Here is a 22,103-nt window from a genome sequence, read left to right on the forward strand (position 1 = left end):
TTCGGCGGCTCCCGCGGATCCGGTGGGGTTTTCCCGGCGGTGCGCCTTTCTCCGGCCATGACAGAGCCGATCACCGAGCGCGTCGACGACCCCGAGGCCAAGCGGGAGTCGGGCCGCCGGAAGATGGAGTGGGCGCGCCAGCACATGCCGATCTGCGAGTCGCTGCGCGCCGAGTTCGAGGCCGACCAGCCCTTCGCCGAAGAGGTCGTCGGGATGGCGATGCACGTCGAAGCGAAGACCGCGATCCTCGCGGAACTGCTCGCCGTCGGCGGCGCCGAAGTGGCGATCACCGGCTGTAACCCCCTCTCGACCCACGACGACGTGAGCGTCGCGCTCGACGCCGTCGACGGTGTGACTTCCTACGCCGAACGCGAGGTCGACGACGAGGCGTACTACGCCGCCATGGAGGCGGTCATCGAGCACGAACCGACGATCACCGTCGACGACGGGATGGACCTGGTGGCGGCGATCCACGAGGACTACCCCGAACTCATCGACTCCATCGTCGGCGGCTGCGAGGAGACGACGACGGGCGTCCACCGCCTGCGCGCGATGGACGCCGACGGCGAACTCGCCTACCCGATGTTCGCCGTCAACGACACGCCGATGAAGCGGCTGTTCGACAACGTCCACGGCACCGGCGAGTCCTCGCTCGCGTCGATCGCGATGACCACGAACCTCTCGTGGGCCGGCAAGACCGTCGTCGTCGCCGGCTACGGCCACTGTGGCAAGGGCGTCGCGAAGAAGGCCAGCGGCCAGAACGCCGACGTGGTCGTCACCGAGGTCGAGCCCCGCCGCGCGCTCGAAGCCCACATGGAGGGCTACGACGTGCTGCCGATGGCCGAGGCCGCCGCCGAGGGCGACGTGTTCATCACGACGACCGGCAACCGCGACGTGATCGTCTCCGAGCACTTCGAGGACATGCAGGACGGCGTCCTGCTGGCGAACGCCGGCCACTTCGACGTGGAGATCGATCTGGACGCGCTCTCCGAGCTGGCCGTCGACAGCTACGAGGCCCGCGACGGCGTGCGGGCCTACGAGATGGCCGACGGGCGGCGGCTGAACGTCCTCGCGGAGGGGCGACTCGTCAACCTCGCGACGCCGATCGCGCTGGGTCATCCGGTCGAGGTGATGGACCAGAGCTTCGGCGTGCAGGCCGTCTGCGTGCGCGAACTGGTGGAGTCCGGCGACGACTACGAGGCCGGCGTCCACGACGTGCCCGACCGACTGGACAAGGAGGTCGCGGAGATCAAACTGGACGCGGAGGGCGTCGCGTTCGACGCGCTGACCGAGACCCAGGAGGAGTACATGGGGTCCTGGCAGCACGGGACGTAGGGCGGTCTGAGCGGAGCGAAGACCGCCGAACTGCGAGCGGGAGCGAACGGAGTGAGCGACACGCGAGCAGTAGCGAGGTCCCGACCGAAGTGAGCGCCTCGTAATTGCGAGCGGGGAGCGTAGCGACCCGCGAGCAGTAGCGAAGCGGCGAACGGCAGTGAGCCGCGGAGAACGGAGGGAGACACGGACGAAGTGAGCGGAGCGACCCGGCGCAGTCGGGCTTCGAGCGCTCGAACCGGGCGGCTACTCCTCGCCGGCGCCGGTGAGACAGAAGACGAGCGAGCCGTCGTCGAGGCCGGCGACGCGGGTCTGTGCAGTGAAGGTGTCGCCGCCGTCGGTTTCGCAGACGGTGCCGCCGGTCCACTGCCAGTCGTCGCGGACGGTCTCCAGCGCGGTGGATTCGAGCCGTTCGACCTCGTCGTCGGGGAAACACTCGCGCCACGGCCGGCCGAGCAGGTCGTCGGGGGCGGCGCCGAAGCGGCTGGCGAACACGCGGTTGACGAAGGAGAAGTCGCCGTCGGGAGTGACGACGGCGACGCCGTCGCCGGTGGCCTCGATCGCGGTCAGGGTCCGCTCGGCGGTCCGCATCGTGCGGTGGTGGTGGACGAGCCGTCGGATCCGTCCGGCGAGGACCGACATCGTGGTCGCGGGGCTGTTCTTCCGGAGGAACTCGGTCCACGTCGACTCGGGGAACCCCTCGGCGATGTCGGCCCGTTCGGACCCGGTGAAGAGGACGAACGGGAGCGTCGGCGCCCGTTCGCGCACGTCGGAGAGAAATTCGAGGCCGTCCGTCCCGGGCATGTCGTAGTCGCTGACGACGCAGTCGACGGCGTCGAGGTGGTCGAGCGCGTCGGCGGGGGCAGTCTCGGTTCGGACCGACAGGTCGTCGTGTTCGGAGAGATGGGCCGCTACCAGGGCCAGGTAGTCGCGGTCGTCGTCGACGCAGAGCACGTCGATCGACTCGTCGCCGCTCGCCGGCGCGTTCGCGGTCGCCGCAGCGATGTCTTCTATCACGGCTGTCATTTCCGAGTGCGTCGGTGCGCCGCCGGACGGGACGGCGGCGCGTCGGTCGTCCGTTCGGTCCGTTCGGTCGCCGCTCCGCTCCCCGTGTCCCCCGGACCCCTCATTGCTCGATCTGCTCGGTCACGTCCGACTGGATCCAGGCGTGTTCGTTCTCGGGGTCGGCGATCATCGCCAGGCGGGTGTCGCCCACGTCGTACTCCTCGTACGTCTCGCGGATCGCGCCCTCGGCGTCTTCGGTCGAGCCCGTCGAGGACATCTCAGGCCCCTCCCGCGCCGTCGACGGTGACCGTCCCGTCGCCGTCGACGACGACGCTGTGTCCGTCGTACTCGAACTCCACCGTCGCGGTCGCCCCGCTCTCGTAGAGCGCGTCCAGCGCGTCCGTGTCCACGACCTCGTACAGCGGCGGCTCCATCGTCAGCGGGTCGGTCCCGGTCACGTCGGCTATCGTCTCGATCACGTCGATGCTTATCTGCTCATCGGGCTCTTGCACTGCTATACCGTCCATCCTGTTTCCCCATAGGACGACGACCAGTATCGGACTGTCCGCTACGTACATACCGCGGCCGCCGGAACGGGGGCAATATGTATAGCGTCCGGATCTCGATGACGGACCGGTGACGTGTCTCGCACGCGGCGGCGGGGCGGCCCGGTGTGTCGGATCGGGCGGGTGTCGGCGCGTCGAACGGACGGGACGGTGACGGGTTCCCGATACGTATCAGCTGACGGAAACCAACCGTTAATTGCGCGCCCTCTCAACACCCTCCAATGGACGCTGGATCGCTCCTCGACGCCGTCACAGGCTGGGGCGTCGCGGACAGGGGGAGTACCACTGCCCGAGGGGATCCCGGACGCGTTCCGGGTCGACCGTCGGGCGTCCGTCCCGTACTCGTCGCGGTCGCCGCTGTCGCGCTCGCGGCGGCGGTCGCCGGGGTCGTCGCCGTCGACGGGGTGCCGTCGGTTCGGTCGGTCGGCCCGCTCGTCGGTCTCCTGGGGCCGGGCCTGCTCGGGCTCGCGGCGTCGGACGACCGCGACGAGGGGATCGCCGAACTGGTCGCGGACGTCGAGCGGGTCCGCGAGGGCGAAGACGTGACCTTCGAGACGGACCGCGAGGACGGCCTGGGGGACCTCGCCGAGGCCGTCGAGGGGCTGGCCCGAGACCTCCGCGAGTGCGAGCGCGAGCGGTCGCTGCAGGAACGCGTCATCGAGTCGGCGCCGGTCGGGATCACGGTCGCCGACGTGACCGAACCGGAGGAGCCGCTGGTCGCCGTCAACGACCGCTTCGAGGAGGTGACCGGCTACGACGAGGCGGAGTGTCTGGGTCGCAACTGCCGGTTCCTCCAGGGCGAGGATACCGACGAGGAATCGGTCGCGCGCTTGCGGCGGGCGATCGACGCCGAGGAGGAGACGACGGTCGAACTGCGCAACTACCGGGCCGACGGCACCGAGTTCTGGAACCGGGTCCGGCTGGCGCCCGTCGAGAACGACGGCGGCGAGGTAACTCACTACGTCGGCTTCCAGGAGGACGTGACCGACCGCGTCGAGCGGGCGGCCGAACTGGAACGGCAGTCGTCGCTGCTGGACTCCATCTTCGATCAGGTGCCGATCCACCTCTACGTCAAGGACCGCGAGGGCCGCTACGAGCGGGTCAGCAGCGCCTATATCGACGAGGCCTACGACTGGGACCCCGAGCGGGTGATCGGCGAGACGGACCGGGACCTCTTCGGCGACGAACTGGCCGAGGAGAGCCACGCGGACGACCTGCGCGTCGTCGAGACGGGCGAGCCCATCGTCGGCAAGGAGGAGTACGTGCCGGACGTCGAGGAGTGGAACCTGACGACGAAGGTTCCCTGGCGGGGCGCCGACGGGGAGGTCCGCGGGCTGTTCGGCGTCTCCCAGAAGGTCACCGAGCGCAAGGAGCACGAGCGCGAACTCGCGCAGTACCGCGAGTACACCGACGACATCCTCGACGCGATCGACGACGTGTTCTACGTGTTGGACGCCGACGGCGACCTGTTGCGGTGGAACGAGACGCTCGCCGAGGTGACCGGCTACGACGACGCCGAGATCGCCGAGATGAGCGCGGCCGACTTCGTCGTCGAGGCCGACCGTGAGGCGGTCGAACGCGGGATCGCGAACATCGACGAGGCCGCGGGCGTCCCGCTGGAGGGTCGCTTCGAGACGAAAGACGGTGAGGTGATCCCCTTCGAGATCGTCGCCTCGCCGCTGGAGAATCCGGACGGCGAACGGATCGTCGCGGGTATCGCCCGCGACATCTCCGAGCGCAAGGAGCGCGAGCGCCGACTGGAGGCCATCGTCGAGAACACCGAGGACCCGATCTACATCAAGGATCGCGAGGGGCGCTACCGGTTCGTCAACGAGGCAGCCGCCGAGAACTTCGGTAAACCGCCGGCGGCGATCACCGGAATGAGCGACGACGACCTCTTCGACGAGGAGACGGCCGCCGACATCCTGTCGGACGACCGGCGAGTCGTCGAAACCGGCGAGCCGGTCTCGCGGGAGGTCGTCCGACCGATCGACGGCGAGGAGCGGGTCTATCTCGACTACAAGTACCCCTACCGGGACGAGGACGGCGAGATCATCGGGCTGATGGGGATCAGCCGGGACATCACCGAGCGCAAGGCCGCCGAGAAGAAACTTCGCGATCGCGAGCGTCGCCTCCAGGAGTACCGCGAGTACACCGAGGACATCCTCGACGCCATCGACGACGTGTTCTACGTGTTCGACGGGACCGGCGCGATCCAGCGGTGGAACGACGCCGTCGCCGAGGTGAGCGGCTACGACGACGCCGAGATCGCCGAGATGCACGGGACGGACTTCTTCCCGGAGTACGCTCACGAGCGGGTGGCCGAGGCGATCGGGTCCGTCTTCGAGGGCGGCGAGGACCGCGTCGACGCGCCGGTGGTGACCAGCGACGGGGAGGAGATCCCATACGAGTTCGTCGCCTCCCGGCTGGAGAACCCCGACGGCGACCCCGTTCTCGTGGGCGTCGGCCGGGACATCTCCGAACGCAAGGCCCGCGAGCGGGAGCTTCGCGCCACCAAAGAGCGCATGCAGAAGTTCATCGAGACCTCGCCGGTGGGGGTAGTCGCGACCGACCCCGAGGGAACGGTCACGCTGTGGAACGACGCCATGGAGGACATCTTCGGCTGGTCGGCCGAGGAGGTGGTGGGCGAGCCCTACCCCGCGGTGCCCGACGACCGCGAGGGCGACGACGAGATCCGCCAGCGCGTCCTCTCGGGGGAGTCGTTCACACAGATCGAGCGCCAGCGCGTCCGGAAGGACGGCGAGCGCATCGACATCTCGCTGTCGACGACCCCGATCCGCGACGACGACGGCGAGGTCACCGAGGTCGTCGGCTACATCGAGGACATCACCGAGCGCAAGGAGCGCGAGCGGGAACTGGCCGCGCGGTCGGCGGCGATGGAGCAGTCCATCGACGGGATGGCGATCCTCGACGCCGAGGGCCGCTACGAGTTCGTCAACCGGGCCCACGCCGAGGTCTACGGCTACGACGACCCCGAGGCGTTCCTCGGGGAGACGTGGGAACTGTGCTACGGCGACGAGGCCGTCGAGCGCCTCGAACGGGAGGTGCTCCCCGTCCTCGCCGACGAGGGCGAGTGGCGCGGCGAGGCCGCGGGGCTGCGAGCCGACGGGTCGACGTTCCCCCAGGAGCTGTCGCTGACCGTCCTCGACGACGGACGGATGGTCTGCGTGGTCCGCGACATCACCGAGCGCAGGGAGCGCCAGCGCGAACTCGAACGGACGGCCGACCTGCTCGGTCGCGCCGAGAAGATGGCGGACCTGGGCGGCTGGACGGTCGACATCGCGAGTGGGGAATCCCGGCAGGTGCGGTGGACCGACAACCTCTACGACATCTGGGGGGTCGACGGCGAGGAGGGGCCGCTGACCGAGGGCGTGCTCGACCTCGTCCGTCCCGACGACCGCGAGGCCCACCGCGACCGGATCCGGCGGGCGACCGAGGCGGGCGAACCGTGGGACACCGAGTATCGGATCCGCGCCGGGGACGGCGCCGAGCGGTGGATCCACTCCATCTGCGAGCCCGTCGTCGAAGACGGCGAAACCGTCGAGCTGCGGGGGTCGATCCAGGACGTCACCGACCGAAAGGAGCGCGAGGAGGAGCTCGAACGGACGAAGGACCTGCTCCAGCAGGCCGGCCGCATCGCCGCCATCGGCGGCTGGGAGCTCGACCTGACCGGGGCGGAGCCGGAGATGACCTGGACCGACGAGCTCTACCGGCTCCACGGGGTCCCCCCGGACACGGACATCGACCTGGAGAGCGCCGTCGGGTTCTACCACCCCGACGACCGCGAGGAGATCCGCGATTACTTCCGGCGGGCGGTCGAGGTGGGCGAGAGCTACGACATGGAGGTGCGCCTGGGGACCGACGAGTCGCTCCGCTGGGTGCGCGCCATCGGCGAGCCCGTCCGCGACGACGACGGCGAGGTCGTCCGCGTCCGGGGCTCTATCCAGGACATCACCGAACAGAAGGAGCGCGAACTCGCCTTGGAGTCGCTCCACGAGGCGACGCGTGACCTCCTCGGCGTCGAGACCGACACCGAGACGGCCGAGCTCGTCGTCGACACCGCCCAGTCCGTGCTCGACGTGGCCGGCGTCGCCGTCTACCTGCTCGACGACAGCGCCAACCACCTCGACGCCGTCGCCTGCTCGGAGGGGTTCGACCGGCTCTGCGACGCCGCGCCGGTCGGCGCCGGCGCCGCCGACTCGCTGCTGTGGAACACCTACGTCACCGGGACGCCGACGGTGTTCGACGACACGGGGACCGTCGCCGAGTCGCAGGTGTTCGGGCCCGAGGTCAGCGGCGGGCTGCTCGTCCCGGTCGGCGACCACGGCGTGTTCGTCGTCGCCACCGAGGACCGGGCGGTCGGGGGGCCGACCCGCCAGCTCGCCGAGACGCTCGTCGCGACGACCGAGGCGGCCTTCGACCGGCTGGCCAGCGAGCGGACCCTGCGCGAGCGCGACGCCGAGCTCGCCGACCAGAACGCCCGCCTGCGCCGACAGATCGGGATCACCGACCTCATCCGGCGGATCGACCAGTCGCTCATCCAGGCCGAGTCCCGCGAGGCCATCGAGGCGGCGGTCTGCGACCGGCTCGTCGAGAGCGACGACGTGGCCTTCGCGTGGATCGGCGGCCTCGACGCCGCGGGCGAGCGCGTCGAACCGTCCGCCTGGGCCGGCGACGGCGCCGAGTACCTCGACGCGGTCGACCTCGCGCTCGGCGGGGACGAGCCCGCCGCCAGGACGGCCGCCGCCGAGACGCCGACGGTCGTCGGCAACGTCGTCGACGACCTCCAGCGCGAGCCCTGGCGCAAGGCCGCGCTCGCCCGGGAGTTCCACTCCGTCGTGAGCGTGCCCCTGGCCTTCGAGGAGTACTTCTACGGCGTGCTCACGGTGTACGCGTCGGAACCGGACGACTTCGGCGACCTCGAACGGGAGGTGTTCGCGGAGCTCGGCGAGAACATCGCGTACTCGATCAACGCCGTCGAGACCCAGCGGGCGCTGCACACCGACCAGCGGGTCGAACTCACCCTCTCGTTCGACGCCGAGGAGGACGTGCTGGGCCGGCTGGCCCGGGCCGCCGACTGCACCGTCGCGTTCGAGGGGCTGGCGGCCCACTCGGAGTCGGAGACCGGGCTGTTCCTCACGACCGCGGGCGCGCCGGTCGGGGCGGTGACCGACGCGCTGGACGCGCTCGTCTCCGTCCGGGACTTCCGGCTGGTCGGCGAGCCCGGGGCCGAGGGGGACGGCGGGAGCGGCGGGGACGACGCCGGGGCGAGCGCGCTGTTCGAAGTGACCGTCGACGGCGATTCGCTCGCCGCGGCGTTCGTCCGCCACGGCGCCGGCCCGCGGTCGATTCGAGCCGTCCCCGCGGACATCGAGGCGGTCGTCGACGTGTCCGCGGCGACGGACGTGCGGGCGTTCGTCGAGATGCTCGGCGAGACCTACCCCAGCGTCGAGCTGACGACCCGGCGGACCGTCGACCGCTCCGACGACCGCGAGCGCCGCGCCGGCTCGGCGTTCGACGCGCTCACCGACCGCCAGCTGGAGGTGCTGCGGACGGCCTACTACGCCGGCTTCTTCGAGTGGCCCCGCACCTCTACCGGCGAGGACGTGGCCGAGATGCTCGACGTGAGCCAGCCCACCGTCAACCGCCACCTCCGCGTCGGCCAGCAGCGCCTGCTCGACCGGCTCTTCGAGGACCACACCGCGTCCGCCGACGCGGAGTGACGACGGCCCCGGTCGGGCTCGTCGGCCGCAGGGCTCGCCGCGGCGGATGTCGAGCCGTCTCACGCCGCCGAAACGTTCAGGCGGCGGCGCGCCTCACTCGGCGTATGTCCGACGACGCGTCCGAGGAGTCGCCCGACAGCTCACGCGAGCGCTCGCCCGACGACGCCCGCAACGAGTGGGACCCCGACTCGTACGACGACCACACCGGCTTCGTCCACGAGTACGGCGGCCCCCTCGTCGAGTTGCTCGACCCCAGCCCGGGCGAGCGCGTGCTGGACCTGGGCTGTGGCACCGGCCACCTCACCGCCGACATCGACGAGCGGGTCGGCGGGTCCGGGGTCGCGGTCGGCGTCGACGCCTCGGCCCAGATGGTCGAACGGGCCCGCGAGACGTACCCCGACCGCCGGTTCGACATCGCCGACGCCCGCGAGTACGCGCCCGACCGGTCGTTCGACGCCGCCTTCTCCAACGCGGCCCTGCACTGGATCCCCCGCGACGACCAGCCGGCCGTCGCCGAGCGCGTCGCGGCCCTGCTGGAGCCGGGTGGCCGATTCGTCGCCGAGCTGGGCGGGACGGGGAACGTGGCCGATATCGCCGACGCGACGCTCGCGGAGCTGCGCGAGCGCGGGCACGAGGCCGACCACCCGTGGTACTTCCCGACCGTCGGCGAGCACACCGCGGTGCTGGAGGCGGCTGGCTTCGAGGTCCGACTCGCGCGGCTGTTCGACCGGCCGACCGAACTGGACGGCGGACCCGAGGGGCTGGCGAACTGGCTCGACGTGTTCGGCGACTCGCTGTTCGCCGACCTGGGCGACGCGGAGACGCAAGCGGTCGTGTCGGCCGTCGAGGACCGCCTCCGGGGCGACCTGTTCGACGCCGACACCGGGACGTGGACCGCCGACTACCGACGCCTGCGGTTCGTCGCCGTCCGGGAGTAGGATCGCGGTTCGGAGTCGACACCGCAGGTCGGTCCGACGGCTCCCGAAGGGCATCGTTTCGGGTGGAACACGCGTGGGATCGGCACCGACGAGGCGTGACGACGCTCGGGGGTTCGCCCGGTCCGTAGGTTTACGTCCGAACGGGCGACCACCCCTGCGCGTGACCGACGGCGCTCCGGCGATACCGACTCGCCCGTCCCCCCACAGCGACCGCGCCGCGACGCCCGTCGTCGGCGTCGTCTTGCTGGTGGGGCTGACGGTCCTGCTCGCGTCGGTCGCCGCCGCGACCGTCGGGTTCGAGAGCGCTCGCCCGGAACCGGCCCCGCAGGCCCGTCTGGACGCCGAGCTATCGGCGACCGACGGTTGGCCGGACGGTCAGCGACTCCGTCTCGTCCACGAGGGCGGGGACACCCTGGCGGTCGCGGAGCTGGCCGTCGTCGTGGCGTTCGAGCGCACGGGCGATCGCGCGCGGCTCTCGGGCTTTCCGACCCGGCGGCTCACCGACGACCACCGCCGGGGTGCGGATCTGTTCGACCGGACCTTCGCGGGCGTCGACGGGGCGCTGGACTCGACCCACGCCGACGGTCGCTGGACGGCGGGCGAGACGGCCTCGATCCGGGTCGCGCAGAACGAACTCGACGTGCGACCGGGCGACCGGGCGGCGGTCCGGGTGGTCCACCGGCCGACCGGCGCGCAGTTACTCCGGACGGAGGTGCGAGCCACGTGAGGGTCCCGAAACGGCGATCCGCGAGAGCCGGATGCACGATCCGGCAGGTAAAACGGCCGTTCCGTCCCGGGATCGGTCGCGAACGGATCGATATCTCGATCATGTGACAGTCCGGTATGACAAGCCTTAATTTCGCGCCCCGTCAACTCATGGCGTCGATGGGTATACCCGCAGCGGCGTGGTCACAAGTGATCCCCGCCGCACAGCAGACGATCGACGTGTTCGGAAACCAGATCCCGAAGAACAGCGTTGCAATCGCTGGAACGCTCCTGATCGTCGTGCTGATCGGGCTGTCGGCGTTTTTCTCGTCCTCCGAGATCGCGATGTTCTCGCTCCCGGCCCACCGGATCGAGGCGCTCGTCGAGAACGGGCGCCGCGGTTCGAAGACGCTCAAGGCGCTCAAGGACGACCCCCACCGCCTGCTGATCACCATCCTCGTGGGGAACAACCTCGTCAACATCGCGATGTCTTCGATCGCCACCGGGCTGTTCGGCCTCTACATGAGTCAGGGCCAGGCGGTGTTCGCCGCGACGTTCGGGATCACGGCGGTCGTCCTGCTGTTCGGCGAGAGCGCGCCCAAGTCCTACGCCGTCGAGAACAGCGAGTCGTGGTCGCTGCGGATCGCCCGTCCGCTGAAGATGGCCGAGTACGTGCTGTTGCCGCTGATCGTCCTGTTCGACTACCTTACCCGGGTCGTCAACAAGGTGACCGGCGGCCGCTCGGCCATCGAGGAGTCCTACGTCACCCGCGAGGAGATCCGCGAGATGATCGAAACCGGCGAGCGCGAGGGCGTCTTAGACGAGGAGGAGCGCGAGATGCTCCAGCGCACGCTCCGGTTCAACAACACGATCGCCAAGGAGGTCATGACGCCGCGGCTCGACATGGACGCCATCTCGACCGAGGCCTCCATCGACGAGGCCATCGAGCAGTGCATCCACAGCGGCCACGCCCGCATTCCCGTCTACGAGGGCAGCCTCGACAACGTCATCGGCGTCGTCAACATCCGCGACCTCGTCCGCGACCGCAACTACGGCGAGGCCGGGGGCGACGACCTGGAACTGGAGGACATCATCCAGCCGACGCTGCACGTCCCCGAGTCGAAGAACGTCGACGACCTGCTGACCGAGATGCGCAAGGAACGGCTGCACATGGTCATCGTCATCGACGAGTTCGGGACGACCGAGGGGCTCGTGACGATGGAGGACCTCACCGAGGAGATCGTCGGCGAGATCCTCGAGGGCGGCGAGGAGGAGCCCATCGAGTACGAGGGCGACGACACCGTCGTCGTCAAGGGCGAGGTCAACATCGAGGAGGTCAACGAGGCGCTCGATATCGACATCCCCGAGGGCGAGGAGTTCGAGACCATCGCCGGGTTCATCTTCAACCTCGCCGGCCGCCTCGTCGAGGAGGGGGAAGTGATCGACTACGACGGCGTCGAGATCGCCGTCGAGGCCGTCGAGAACACCCGCATCATGAAGGCGCGGGTCACTCGAACCGACGCCTACGACCCGGGCGACACGTCCGAGGACGACGAGATCGAACCCGACACCGACGAGGCCCAACCCGAGTGACCGCGGCTCGCGGGACCGTCGCCCCACCGCCGCGACCCGTCGCCGTTCCCGTCGTTCTCGCGCCCGTGTGACTCCTCCCCGAACGCCTTCGTTTCCGCTGGAGATACGCCCGAAAGCGACCGCGTCGGTCCGTTCGGTGGACTCGGAGTTCCACGTCGGTGAGGGTGGACCGCGACGGGTTCGCGTCCGGCTACCGGTCGATCTCGGCCCGGCCGCTGGTGGCGCTGCGGATCCGGTCGCGCAGCGCGCTCCCCTCGTCGACGGGGGCGCGCACGTCGAAGGCGACCCGCTCGGCGTAGTCGGCGTCGAACTTGACGGACTCGCTCTCCAGAATCCCTCTGACGGTGCCCGAATCGTCGTAGTCGACGGTGACGGCGAAAGTCTCGTGGGGGCGCTCGGTGGTCGTGCCGGCGGTGTCGAGGCCGTCCTTGACCGCGCGCGAATAGGAGCGGGCGAGGCCGCCGACGCCGAGGTTGGTGCCGCCGTAGTAGCGGGTGACGACGGCGACGACGTTCTCGATGTCCTCCTGCTGGAGGACGTTCAGCGCGGGGTCGCCCGCCGACCCCGAGGGCTCGCCGTCGTCGCTGGCCCACTCGCGGAAGGGGTCAGCGCGGACGCGGTAGGCCGGGACGTTGTGGGTCGCGTCGACGTACGCCTCGCGGACCTCGGCGACGAAGTCCTCGGCGGCCTCGACCGTCCGGGCGGGCGCGACGTGGCCGATAAACTCCGATCCCCGGACTTCGAAACGGGTCTCCCCGCGGCCGGCGACGGTCCGGTATGGCTCGCGCTGGCTCACGTCCGGGCGTTCCGGCGGGAGGCGAAAAGCGCTTGCGTTACTCGCCGCCGTCGCCGTCTCCAGACGGTGGCGCCGCCGTCGGGTCGCCGTCGCTCACACGGGTTCCCCACACCCGCTTGTCGAGCAGTTTCACCGCCATCCCGTCGCGGACGCGGAGCTGGCAGGAGAGCCTGGGATAGCCGAAGCGGTCGGCCAGGTCGTCGTGCCAGTGGTCGGGGTCGGGCGGCTCGGCGAGGCGGACGCCGCAGGTCGCACAGAGGCCGCGCCCGCCGCAGTTGACCCGCCGGGCGTAGCGGCCGTGCGGGGAGAGTCCGGCCGCCAGCAGGGCGTCCCGGAGGACCGCCCCCTGGCTCGCGGTCAGTTCGCGGCGCTCGCCGTCCGGCGTCTCGACCGTGAGTCGGGCGTGGTCGGTCACGTCGGAGTCCCGGGTCACCGCAGCTCGATCTTGTGGACGAACGGCATGTCGCGGATCTCCGTCAGCAGGTCCCCGGGGATCGTCCCGTCGGTGATGACGTACAGCTTGGGCTGGTCGGTGAACTCGGGGTCCTCGCTGATGGTCTGGCGGATGGAGAGGCCGCGGTCGGCGATGGCGCCGGTGACGGTCGCGACGATGCCCGACTCCTCGGCGTCCCGCACCGTGATCGCCAGCGCCGACAGATCGAGGACGGGGGCGAGATCCATCAGGCTCGGGATGGCCGAGATGTTCTGGAAGATCCGGCGTAGCTGGTCGTCGTCGAGGATGGCGTCGGTGGTGGCGTCGACGACCCGGCGGTCGACATCGACCTCGCGGGCGATGCCGGTGTTGGGGATCTCGATGCCGCCCGAGACCACTCGGCCCTCGTCGTTGACGGAGAACCCCCGTTCGAGCAGCAGGCGGATGACCGCCTGCTGGCTGGGCGAGTCGGCGAACTTCTCCATGATCGCGTCGAAGGTGGCCTCCTCGTCGGAGCCCCCGTCCTCGCTCATAGCTCGCCCTTCGTGCTGGCCACGTCGGTCCGGCGCTCGTCGATCCGGGTGGCGTCGTCGAGCGCGCGGGCCAGCCCCTTGAACAGCGCCTCGACCTCGTGGTGGGCGTTCTCGCCGTCGACGCCGGCGTGCAGGGTCAGTCCGGCGTTCGTGGCGAGCGACCGGCAGAAGTGCTGGGCCATGTGGCTGGTCATCCCGCCGACCTCGCTCTGGGAGAACTCGCCGTCGAAGTCGAAGTACGGCCGGCCGCTCACGTCGACGACGACGCTGGCGACCGCCTCGTCGAGCGGGACTTTCCGGTCGGCGAACCGGCGGATGCCGCGCTTGTCGCCCAGCGCCTCCGTGAAGGCCTCGCCGAGGCTGATCGCCACGTCCTCGACGGTGTGGTGGTCGTCGATCTCCAGGTCGCCGTCGCAGTTCACGGTGAGGTCGAACAGGCCGTGGGTGGCGAACGATTCGAGCATGTGGTCGAAGAAGCCGATCCCCGTGTCGACGGTGGCGTCGCCGTCGCCGTCCACGTCCAGGGTCACCTCGATCGCCGTCTCGGCGGTCTCGCGGGTCACCGCCGCCGTCCGCTCGGTCATGTCTCGACCAAGCACAGCCGTCTATTTGGCCGTTGTGTTCGTTCGAGCACCGCTCCGGACGGCGGCCTCGACGTCCGCCGCTCCCCGCTCCGTCGGTCGCCCGACGGCGGGGCGTCGGCCGCGCGTCAGACGCGCGTCTGCCCGGCCTTTATATCTGGTTGCGTCGATGACAGGAGTGTGGACCGACACTGGACGCATCACCTGGTAGCGCTGTCCGGCGTCCTCGCCGGGGTCGTCATCTTCGCGGCCGGCGACGCGACCTCGCTGGCCGCCGGCGTGGCCGCCGTCGGCGCCGCCGCCCTCCTCCCCGAACTGGCGTCCGGCCGTCGGACCAGTCCCCGCTGACGCGGCCCGCGCGAGTCAGTCGTCGACGGCCGTCGAGCCACTCGCGGCCCGGGCGTCCCGCCGTCCCTCGGCGACCCTCGCGAGCACGATCACGCCCAGCGCGGCGACCACGGGTACGGCGAGCAGCCGCATCGCCGTCGCGGCGTCGGCCCCGCCGACGACGACGCCCATGACGGCGGGCACGCCGCCGACCGAGACCGACGACACGGCCGACGCCAGGGCGTTGACCGGGCCGCTGTGCTCGGGGACGGCGTCGGTCGCGTAGGCCATCATCGTCGGGAACACGCCCGAGATCAGCAGGCCGATGGCGACGACGCCGCCCAGCACCGCGAGCCCGTCGGCGACGAAGAAGGTGAACGCGAAGGCGGGGACGAGCAGCCCGAGCACGCCCACCAGGAGCGTGAGCGGGCCCAGGCGCTCGGTCAGCGCGCCGCAGACGAACCGGCCGGGGATGTACGCGGCGAGCATGACCGTCAGCGTCAGCCCCGCCCACGCGTCGGGCAGCTCCGCCGCCGCGTAGTAGGGCAGCCAGGTGAACAGCCCGCCCTCGACGCCGGTCACGAAGAAGAGGGCGGCGAGCAGGGCGAGCACCTCGGGCCGGCGGATCAGCTCCGCCAGGTCAGCGCGGGTGAGCGGCTCCTCGTCCGACTCGACGGCGGGCGACCGGAGCGACCGGAACACGACCGCGAGCGCGAGCAGGGCGAGCCCGACCGCGCCGTAGACGAGCCGCCACGACCCGGCTCGCAGCGCGAGGACGACCGCCAGCGGGCCGAGCGCGGCGCCGACCGCCCAGGTCGCGTCGTAGCGGTTGTACACGCGTCCGCGCTGGCTCGGGTAGAAGTGACTGAGCAGCGGCCGGTCGAGCGCGCGGAACACCCCGACGGCCGCTCCCTGGACGACCAGCGACCCCAGGAACACCGGAAAAGAGGGCGAAAGCCCCATCGCCAGCAGCGCGCCCGCGGTCAGGAACGCGCCGCCGGCGATGAACCGCCGGGCGTCGACCCGCCCCGCGCTCGACCCGACCGCGAGGATGACCAGCAGGTACCCGACCGTCCCCGCCGGCGCGACGAGCCCGAGCTGCCACTCGGGGACCGTGAAATACCCCTCCAGCGTCGGTAGCACCGCGCCGCGGATCTGCATCACGGCGCCCGTACACGCCATCGTCAGGAAGATCGCGACCGTCCACAGCCGCCGGTTGCGGGCCTCGGCGGCGGCCCTGTCGCTCCCCGAGTCGACCGCCGACGGCCCGCTCACCGGGCGTCCTCCCGCGGTCGTCGGTCGCGTTGGGGCGTCGCGCGCCGCTCGCTCGTCGGTTGCATACCACTCCCTCTCGGTTCGATCCGGAAAACGTTTTTGTAGATAGTCCAAGAACGCTCGTCAATGAGTGAGTCGCGGATCCGGGAGCACCTGGGGGCGTTCGGGCTGTCGACGACGGAGGTGGCGACGTACCTCGCGATCCTTCGACGGGGGGAGGCGACGACGGGGGACGTGGCGGCCGCGGCGGACGTGTCCCAGGGGTACGTCTACGACGTGGTCGAGACGCTGGTCGACCGCGGGCTGGTCACCGTCGACGAGAGCGAGCGTCCGACGGTCCTGCGCGCGCGCCCGGCCGCCGAGGCCGTCGCGGAGCTGTCGACGCGCGTCTCGGACCTGCGGTCGGCCATCGAGGACGCCTACAGCGAGCCGACGACGGCCGACGTTGGCTTCGAGGTGGTCCGGTCGCGCCAGACCGTCGAACGGCGCGCCGAGCGGTTCCTCGCCGACGCGAGCCACGAGGCGTTCGTCGTCGTCCCCGCCACGGCCTTCGGGGCCCTCAAAGAGGCGATGGCCGAGGCGGTCGACCGGGGCGTGTTCGTCTACTGTATGCTGCTGGCGCCCGACACCGGGGTCGTCGCCGACGCCGTCTCCGACTTCGGTCGGTACGCCCACGTCGTCCGGACGTGGGAGGCCCGCCCGCAGGTGTTCGTCCTCAGGGACGCCCGCGCCGGCCTCGTCGGCTCCCACGGCGTCCTGACGGGGCGCCACGGCGACGAGTACGCCGTCGCGTTCGGCCAGCCGGAGGTCGCCAACGGCTTCTACGGCAACATGGTCAGCAACGTCTGGCCGATGGGCGAGGTCCGTCACGTCGCCGATCCCACCGAACTGCCGGCGACCTTCGAGTACTTCCGCAACGGCGTCACGACGGCCGCTCAGTGCCTCGACGCCGACCGCGACCTCGTCGCGGACGTGACCGTCGCCGACACCGGCGGCGACCACGAGATCGACTTCGAGGGCGTCCCCGTCCGGGCGGCCAACCAGACGCTCGTCCCGCCGGTCACGAGTTCGTTCCCCGTCGAGAGCGCGCTGGTCGTCGAGACCGACGGCGGCCCCGTCAGCATCGGCGGCGACTCACCCGGCTTCGACCCCTACTTCGAGGAGTTCGCCGCCCGGGAAGTCACCCTTCGCGAGGCGTGACCGCGGCGTCGGGCGCCGGGTCGCCCCGGCTGTCGCCGTCGTCCGTCGCGGCGCCCTCGCCCTCCTCGTCCCGTCGGCCCGCGCGGTTCGCGATTCGGTCGAGCCCCAGCGTCGCCAGGAAGCAGACGACTCCCACGTACAGCAGCGAACTCGGTTCCGTCACCAGTCGGCTCACGACGCTGTTGCCGTACCCCAGCACCGTGCCGAGAAAGCCCAGCGTCGAGGTGGTCCAGCCCAGGCCGGCGAGGCCCGCGAGTTGGTCGGCGAGGTCGGTATCGAGCGAGACGGTCGGCTTCCGGATCATTGCCCGTTGACTCCTCGCTCCGAGTATAACGGTTCACTTTTCGTGAGTACTGGGTCGGCAAGAATCCCCGAGAGGCCCGGATCCGATCAGTATCCGGAGCGGAACGCGCAGCGAACCGGCGACCGTCGCGCTCGGAGCGCGACCGCGTCCGAGACGGACCCGACGGCCCTTCGCTCGCCCGTTACACCGCGTCGAGCGCCTCGTCGAGCGTGAACGCCCCCTCGTAGAGGGCGCTGCCGACGACGACGGCCGCGGCGCCCGCGTCCTTCAGCGCGCGCACGTCCGCCAGGGTCGCGACGCCGCCGCTGGCGACGACGGGGATGTCGACCGCCTCGACGACTCGCTCGACCGGCTCCGTGCGCACGCCCTCCAGCTGGCCCTCCACGTCGACGTCGGTGAAGAGGATCCCGCCGGCGCCCAGCTCCTCGTAGCGCGCGGCGGCCTCGGCGGGGTCCAGGCCCGTGCCCTCGGTCCAGCCGGCGACGACGACCTCCCCGCCTTTCGCGTCGAGGCTCACGAGGACGCTCTCGGGGTGGTCCTCGCTGATCTCGGCGACGATATCCGGATTCTCGACGGCGGCGGTGCCGAGGATCACCCGGTCGATCCCGGCGTCGAGCAGGCCGACGGCGTCCTCGACCGTGCGGATGCCGCCGCCGAGTTGCGTCTCGGCGTCGACGGCGTCGACCACGGACTGGATGGCCGCGGCGTTCTCGCGCTCGCCCTCGAAGGCGCCGTCCAGATCGACGAGGTGGAGGGTGCGCGCGCCCTGCTCGACCCACCCCTCGGCGGCCTCGACGGGGTCGCCGTAGGTCTTCCCGGTACCGCGTTCGCCGCCGACCAACTGGACGACCTGCCCGTCCTGCACGTCGACCGCGGGCACGACCTCGAACTCCGGAAACATACTCGGTCGTGGGCGAGCGGGGGGCGAAAGCGTGTCGGTCGACCGCAAACACCACTAAACCGCCCGACTGCAGTATCACGCGCGAAAACTCGGTGCGTAGTGTTAAGAACACCAGCGGGGAACGGTCGCGTACGTATTCGGGTATCTACCGATGAAGGACTACGCTGACGAATTCGGCCGCGGGGGACTGAACTCGGAAGTCGATCTCGATTCGCTGCTGGCCGGGATCGGACTCGACGGCGAAGAGATCGGCTGGCGCAAGGAGTTCGTCGGCTTCGACGAGGCCGACGCCGAGCGCCTGGCCGCGCTCGAACCGCTGTTCGCGAGCCACGCCGACCAGATCGCAGAGGACTTCTACGACAACCTCACCGGTCACGAGGAGACCACCGCGGTCATCGACCGGTCGCCGAAGACCGTCGAACAGCTCAAGCGCACCCAGTCGGCGTACTTCGCGAGCCTGACCGCCGGGGAGTACGGCGAGGCGTACTTCGCCAACCGCGCGCGAATCGGCAAGATCCACGACGTGCTGGAGATGCCGATGAAACACTACATCGGCCAGTACGGCGTCTACTACGACCTGATCCTCGACCTGCTCCGCGAGCGACTGCAGGAGAACCTCGTCGAGTCGCTTCGGGCGGAACTCGTCGACGCCGCGACCGACGGCGGTGGCGCTGTCGCGGACACGGACGGCGACGGGCCGTCCTCCGACGACCGTTCGCCCGCGGGACAGCCGGTCGACATGGACGCCGTCGAGCGCGTCGTCGAGTCGGAGGTCGACGCCGGCATGGACGAGGTCCTGTCGGTGTTGCGGGTGATCAACCTCGACATGCAGGTGGTCGCGGACACCTACATCCACTCGTACAACGAGCGCCTGCAGGACGAGGTCGACCGCCGCGAGCGGGTCGCGGCCGAGCGCGAGCGACTCCGGGAGCAGGTCAGCGCCGACGTCGAGCGGCCGGTCGACCAGCTGCTCGACGCCTCCGAGGACATCGCCGACAGCGCCCGCGCGATGTCCGAGCTGACCGACGAGCAGGTCGGACGGGTCGACGAGATCGCCGGCGAGGTCTCGCGGATGAGCGCGACGGTCGAGGAGGTCGCGGCGACCGCCGACGAGGTCGAGACGACCAGCGAGCGCGCCCGTTCGCTGGCCGAGGAGGGCCGCGACGAGGCCGACGGCGCGGTCGAGGTGATGGACGAGGTCGGCGAAGCGGTCGACGGCGTGGCCGACGACGTGGACTCGCTGCAGGCCCGGATCGGCGAGATCGACGAGGTCGTCGAGGTGATCAACGACATCGCGGACCAGACGAACATCCTCGCGCTGAACGCCTCGATCGAGGCCGCACGCGCGGGCGATGCGGGGTCGGGCTTCGCCGTCGTCGCCGACGAGGTGAAGTCGCTGGCGACGGAGTCCCAAGAGCGCGCCGGGGAGATCGAGCGGATGGTCGCGGAGATCCAGGCCGACGCCGACGAGACGGTCGACAACCTCGCGACGACGACCGTGCGGGTCGAGGAGGGGATCGACCGCGTCGAGACGGCGATGGCGAACCTCGACGACATCGTCGCGGCCGTCGCCGAGGCCGCCCGGGGGATCGGCGAGGTCGCCGACGCGACCGACGACCAGGCCGCCAGCGCCGAGGAGGTCGCGAGCATGCTCGACGACCTCGTCGAGCGGACGGAGGAGGTCTCCGACGAGGTCGCCGACGTGGCGGCCGCCAGCGAGCAACAGGTCGAGATGGTCCGCGAGATCGACCGCACCGTCGACCGCCTCGACGCCGCCGGGACCGACGCCGCGTAGGCGGCCGCCACGCCGCTCCCGACGGCGGTCCCCCACTCCGCCAGTCTTTACTCGGCATCGGTCGACCGTCCGGTATGGTTTCCCTGTTGCTCGTGGCGGGGGTCGCCGTCGCGGCGTTCGTCGGATTCAACATCGGGGGCTCTTCGACGGGCGTGGCGTTCGGCCCTGCGGTCGGCAGCGACACCGTCTCGAAGGTGACCGCCGCGGCGCTGATGACCGGCTTCGCGCTGCTGGGCGGGTGGACCGTCGGTCGCGAGGTGATCGATACCCTCGGCAGCGACATCGTCACCACGGCGTTCACCCTGGAGATCAGCATCGGCGTCCTCTTTTTCGTCGGGCTCGCCCTCTTTCTCTCGAACGTCGCGGGCGTCCCCGCCTCGACGTCGATGACCGCCGTCGGCGCGATGGCCGGGCTGGGGCTGGCTCGCGGCACGCTCAACTGGGGCGAGATGGGCCGGATCGTCTCCTGGTGGCTCGTCTCGCCGGTAATCGCGTTCTGGGTGAGCGCCGTCGTCGGCCGCTACCACTACCCCCGGCTCGTCGAGTGGTTCGCCGTCACGCAGACCGAGGGGTCGCTGGTCGTCCTCGACCGCTCGGGAGCCCTGCCGCGGCCGGAACTCGGTCCCAACACCACCACTCGCGAACTCGTCGGGACGCTGCTGGTGATCGCGATCGGCTGTTACATGGCGTTCTCGGCGGGCGCGAGCAACGTCGCCAACGCCGTCGCACCGCTGTACGGCAGCGGCGACCTGGAGATGTCCCAGGCGATCCTGCTCGGCGGCGGCGCCATCGGGCTCGGCGCGTTCACGATCGCCCGACGGACGATGGACACGGTCGGCAACGACCTGACGGACCTGCCGCTGTTGGCGGCGCTGGTCGTCGCGACGGTCAGCTCGACCATCGTCACCGGACTATCGGCGCTGGGGATCCCCGCGAGTTTCGTCATCATCGCGACGATGAGCATCGTCGGCCTGGGCTGGGGACGGGCGACCCGGACGGTCACCATCGCCGACGCCAGGGGCGGCGACCCGCCGGCGGTGTCCGTCGGCGCGCTGGCCGCCGAGGCCGACGAGGCGCCGACGGTCGGCGGCGACGGCGGCGAGGGCGGCGCGTCCGACCCGCCCGACGCCCCGCCGATCGGCAGCGAGGACCGCGAGTCGATCCCCGACGCGGAGGATCTCTTCGAACCGGCGACGACGGCGCGGGTCATCTTCCTCCAGAACGTCGTCCCGGGAATCGCGACCGTCGCCTCGTTCCTGCTCTTCCGGTTCGTCCCGCTGTGATCCGTCGCCGGAATGGGACGTACGTCCACCCGTGAGCCGTCGAGCCCGGCAGATATTGCGCTCGCGAGCCGCGAATCGGTAGCACGAACAGCAAGGTCTAACAGTCAGGGGGTCGAATCCCGCAAGTGATGCCCACCGTAGAGTACCTGAATTACGAAGTACTGGACGACCAGGGTTGGGACATGGACGCATCGGCCTTCGACGAGGCCGCTGACGCCGACCTCGACGCGGAAGACCACGGCACACTCGAGGTCAACGAGGGCGAGTACATCCTCGAGGCCGCCGAGGCCCAGGGGTACGACTGGCCGTTCTCGTGCCGCGCCGGCGCGTGCGCCAACTGCGCCGCCATCGCGGTCGAGGGCGACATCGACATGGACATGCAGCAGATCCTCTCCGACGAAGAGGTCGAGGAGAAGAACGTCCGCCTGACCTGCATCGGTAGCGCCGCCACCGACGAGGTCAAGATCGTCTACAACGCCAAGCACCTCGACTACCTGCAGAACCGCGTCATATAACCAACAGCGTAACACGCTCGTCGAACAAGCGAATCCTGTCCCGGAAGCGGGCCGACTTCGATTCCGGGACTCTCTCGCGGTCGAGAGTCTCTACTGCCGACGTTATCTTCAGTTAGAGACGGGGTTCAGAACGATTCTGTGACACACGCCAGCGTGCTGTTCTCACCCGTCGCGATGCGGATTCGATACGGACCCGCTGTCGGTTCCGCAGTTTGTGGTAGTGGCGTTAGCGGGCCGGTCGGGTCGACTGAGCCGTCGAGGCGCGGTCCCGCAGTGG

The 22,103-nt window shown here is 70.5% G+C and carries 20 protein-coding genes; 10 read left to right on the plus strand and 10 right to left on the minus strand.

All coding sequences use genetic code 11. The annotated features are described in order from the left end of the window. Positions 1-57 precede the first annotated feature (57 nt). A complete protein-coding gene (locus HZS55_RS03895) occupies positions 58-1,335 on the plus strand; it encodes an adenosylhomocysteinase (RefSeq protein WP_179910437.1) in 1,278 nt (425 codons plus the stop codon). A gap of 243 nt (positions 1,336-1,578) precedes the next feature. Here HZS55_RS03895 and HZS55_RS03900 read toward each other — a convergent pair whose 3' ends face one another. The 3 genes from HZS55_RS03900 to HZS55_RS03910 form a co-directional block, all read right to left on the minus strand. Further along, positions 1,579-2,358, minus strand: a complete 780-nt coding sequence (locus HZS55_RS03900; protein WP_179910438.1) for a response regulator — start codon at positions 2,356-2,358, stop codon at positions 1,579-1,581. A 100-nt stretch (positions 2,359-2,458) separates the two neighbouring features. Then, a complete protein-coding gene (locus tag HZS55_RS03905) occupies positions 2,459-2,614 on the minus strand; it encodes a hypothetical protein (protein ID WP_006882497.1) in 156 nt (51 codons plus the stop codon). A 1-nt stretch (position 2,615) separates the two neighbouring features. Continuing rightward, positions 2,616-2,849, minus strand: a complete 234-nt coding sequence (locus HZS55_RS03910) for a HalOD1 output domain-containing protein (RefSeq protein ID WP_246308350.1) — start codon at positions 2,847-2,849, stop codon at positions 2,616-2,618. Positions 2,850-3,124: 275 nt separating this feature from the next. Here HZS55_RS03910 and HZS55_RS03915 point away from each other — a divergent pair, with 275 nt between their 5' ends. From HZS55_RS03915 to HZS55_RS03930, 4 genes are all read left to right on the plus strand, one after another. Continuing rightward, entirely contained in the window at positions 3,125-8,647 is a 5,523-nt protein-coding gene (locus HZS55_RS03915) for a PAS domain S-box protein (protein ID WP_179910440.1), read from the plus strand. Between the two features lie 104 nt (positions 8,648-8,751). After that, complete coding sequence (locus HZS55_RS03920) at positions 8,752-9,585, plus strand: class I SAM-dependent methyltransferase (RefSeq protein WP_179910441.1); 834 nt, start codon at positions 8,752-8,754, stop codon at positions 9,583-9,585. A gap of 160 nt (positions 9,586-9,745) precedes the next feature. Then, complete coding sequence (locus tag HZS55_RS03925; RefSeq protein ID WP_179910442.1) at positions 9,746-10,312, plus strand: type IV pilin; 567 nt, start codon at positions 9,746-9,748, stop codon at positions 10,310-10,312. Between the two features lie 158 nt (positions 10,313-10,470). Beyond that, on the plus strand, positions 10,471-11,883 hold the full coding sequence (locus tag HZS55_RS03930; RefSeq protein ID WP_179910443.1) for a hemolysin family protein: 1,413 nt from the start codon (positions 10,471-10,473) through the stop codon (positions 11,881-11,883). A gap of 190 nt (positions 11,884-12,073) precedes the next feature. On the opposite strand, the gene HZS55_RS03935 is transcribed toward HZS55_RS03930, so the two are convergent. The 4 genes from HZS55_RS03935 to hisB are packed head-to-tail and all read right to left on the minus strand — an operon-like array spanning position 12,074 to position 14,229. Continuing rightward, entirely contained in the window at positions 12,074-12,679 is a 606-nt protein-coding gene (locus HZS55_RS03935) for an IMPACT family protein (protein ID WP_179910444.1), read from the minus strand. A 37-nt stretch (positions 12,680-12,716) separates the two neighbouring features. Continuing rightward, positions 12,717-13,112: a 2Fe-2S iron-sulfur cluster-binding protein gene (locus HZS55_RS03940; protein ID WP_179910445.1), complete on the minus strand. Its 396-nt coding sequence runs from the start codon at positions 13,110-13,112 to the stop codon at positions 12,717-12,719. Continuing rightward, positions 13,109-13,645, minus strand: a complete 537-nt coding sequence (locus tag HZS55_RS03945; protein ID WP_179910446.1) for an amino acid-binding protein — start codon at positions 13,643-13,645, stop codon at positions 13,109-13,111. The genes HZS55_RS03940 and HZS55_RS03945 overlap by 4 nt, the downstream gene beginning before the upstream one ends. Next, the gene (gene hisB, locus HZS55_RS03950) at positions 13,642-14,229 is read right to left on the minus strand and encodes an imidazoleglycerol-phosphate dehydratase HisB (RefSeq protein ID WP_179910447.1); all 588 of its coding nucleotides are present in this window, start codon (positions 14,227-14,229) and stop codon (positions 13,642-13,644) included. Before hisB ends, HZS55_RS03945 begins: the two co-directional genes overlap by 4 nt. Before the next feature lie 177 nt (positions 14,230-14,406). Here hisB and HZS55_RS03955 point away from each other — a divergent pair, with 177 nt between their 5' ends. Beyond that, entirely contained in the window at positions 14,407-14,574 is a 168-nt protein-coding gene (locus HZS55_RS03955; RefSeq protein WP_179910448.1) for a hypothetical protein, read from the plus strand. Positions 14,575-14,589: 15 nt separating this feature from the next. Here the strand turns inward: HZS55_RS03955 and HZS55_RS03960 are convergent, their stop codons facing one another. Further along, the gene (locus HZS55_RS03960; protein WP_179910449.1) at positions 14,590-15,828 is read right to left on the minus strand and encodes an MFS transporter; all 1,239 of its coding nucleotides are present in this window, start codon (positions 15,826-15,828) and stop codon (positions 14,590-14,592) included. A gap of 126 nt (positions 15,829-15,954) precedes the next feature. On the opposite strand from HZS55_RS03960, the gene HZS55_RS03965 reads away from it, so the two are divergent. Beyond that, on the plus strand, positions 15,955-17,028 hold the full coding sequence (locus HZS55_RS03965; RefSeq protein WP_179910450.1) for a TrmB family transcriptional regulator: 1,074 nt from the start codon (positions 15,955-15,957) through the stop codon (positions 17,026-17,028). On the opposite strand, the gene HZS55_RS03970 is transcribed toward HZS55_RS03965, so the two are convergent. Beyond that, complete coding sequence (locus HZS55_RS03970) at positions 17,009-17,332, minus strand: hypothetical protein (protein WP_179910451.1); 324 nt, start codon at positions 17,330-17,332, stop codon at positions 17,009-17,011. The two genes, HZS55_RS03965 and HZS55_RS03970, sit on opposite strands and share 20 nt — an antisense overlap. Positions 17,333-17,513: 181 nt before the next feature. After that, positions 17,514-18,233: a 1-(5-phosphoribosyl)-5-[(5-phosphoribosylamino)methylideneamino]imidazole-4-carboxamide isomerase gene (gene hisA / locus HZS55_RS03975; RefSeq protein WP_179910452.1), complete on the minus strand. Its 720-nt coding sequence runs from the start codon at positions 18,231-18,233 to the stop codon at positions 17,514-17,516. Positions 18,234-18,384: 151 nt separating this feature from the next. Between hisA and HZS55_RS03980 the strand changes: the two genes are divergently transcribed. The 3 genes from HZS55_RS03980 (at position 18,385) to fer (ending at position 21,826) form a co-directional block, all read left to right on the plus strand. Further along, positions 18,385-20,028 carry a globin-coupled sensor protein gene (locus HZS55_RS03980; protein ID WP_179910453.1) on the plus strand — a complete coding sequence of 548 codons (1,644 nt, stop codon included), beginning with the start codon at positions 18,385-18,387 and terminating at the stop codon, positions 20,026-20,028. 74 nt (positions 20,029-20,102) lie between these two features. Further along, on the plus strand, positions 20,103-21,311 hold the full coding sequence (locus HZS55_RS03985; RefSeq protein ID WP_179910454.1) for an inorganic phosphate transporter: 1,209 nt from the start codon (positions 20,103-20,105) through the stop codon (positions 21,309-21,311). A gap of 128 nt (positions 21,312-21,439) precedes the next feature. Then, entirely contained in the window at positions 21,440-21,826 is a 387-nt protein-coding gene (gene fer, locus HZS55_RS03990; protein WP_179910455.1) for a ferredoxin Fer, read from the plus strand. The last annotated feature ends 277 nt before the right edge of the window (positions 21,827-22,103 follow it).

The organism is Halosimplex rubrum (genome assembly GCF_013415885.1).
Classification (GTDB): Archaea; Halobacteriota; Halobacteria; order Halobacteriales; family Haloarculaceae; genus Halosimplex; species Halosimplex rubrum.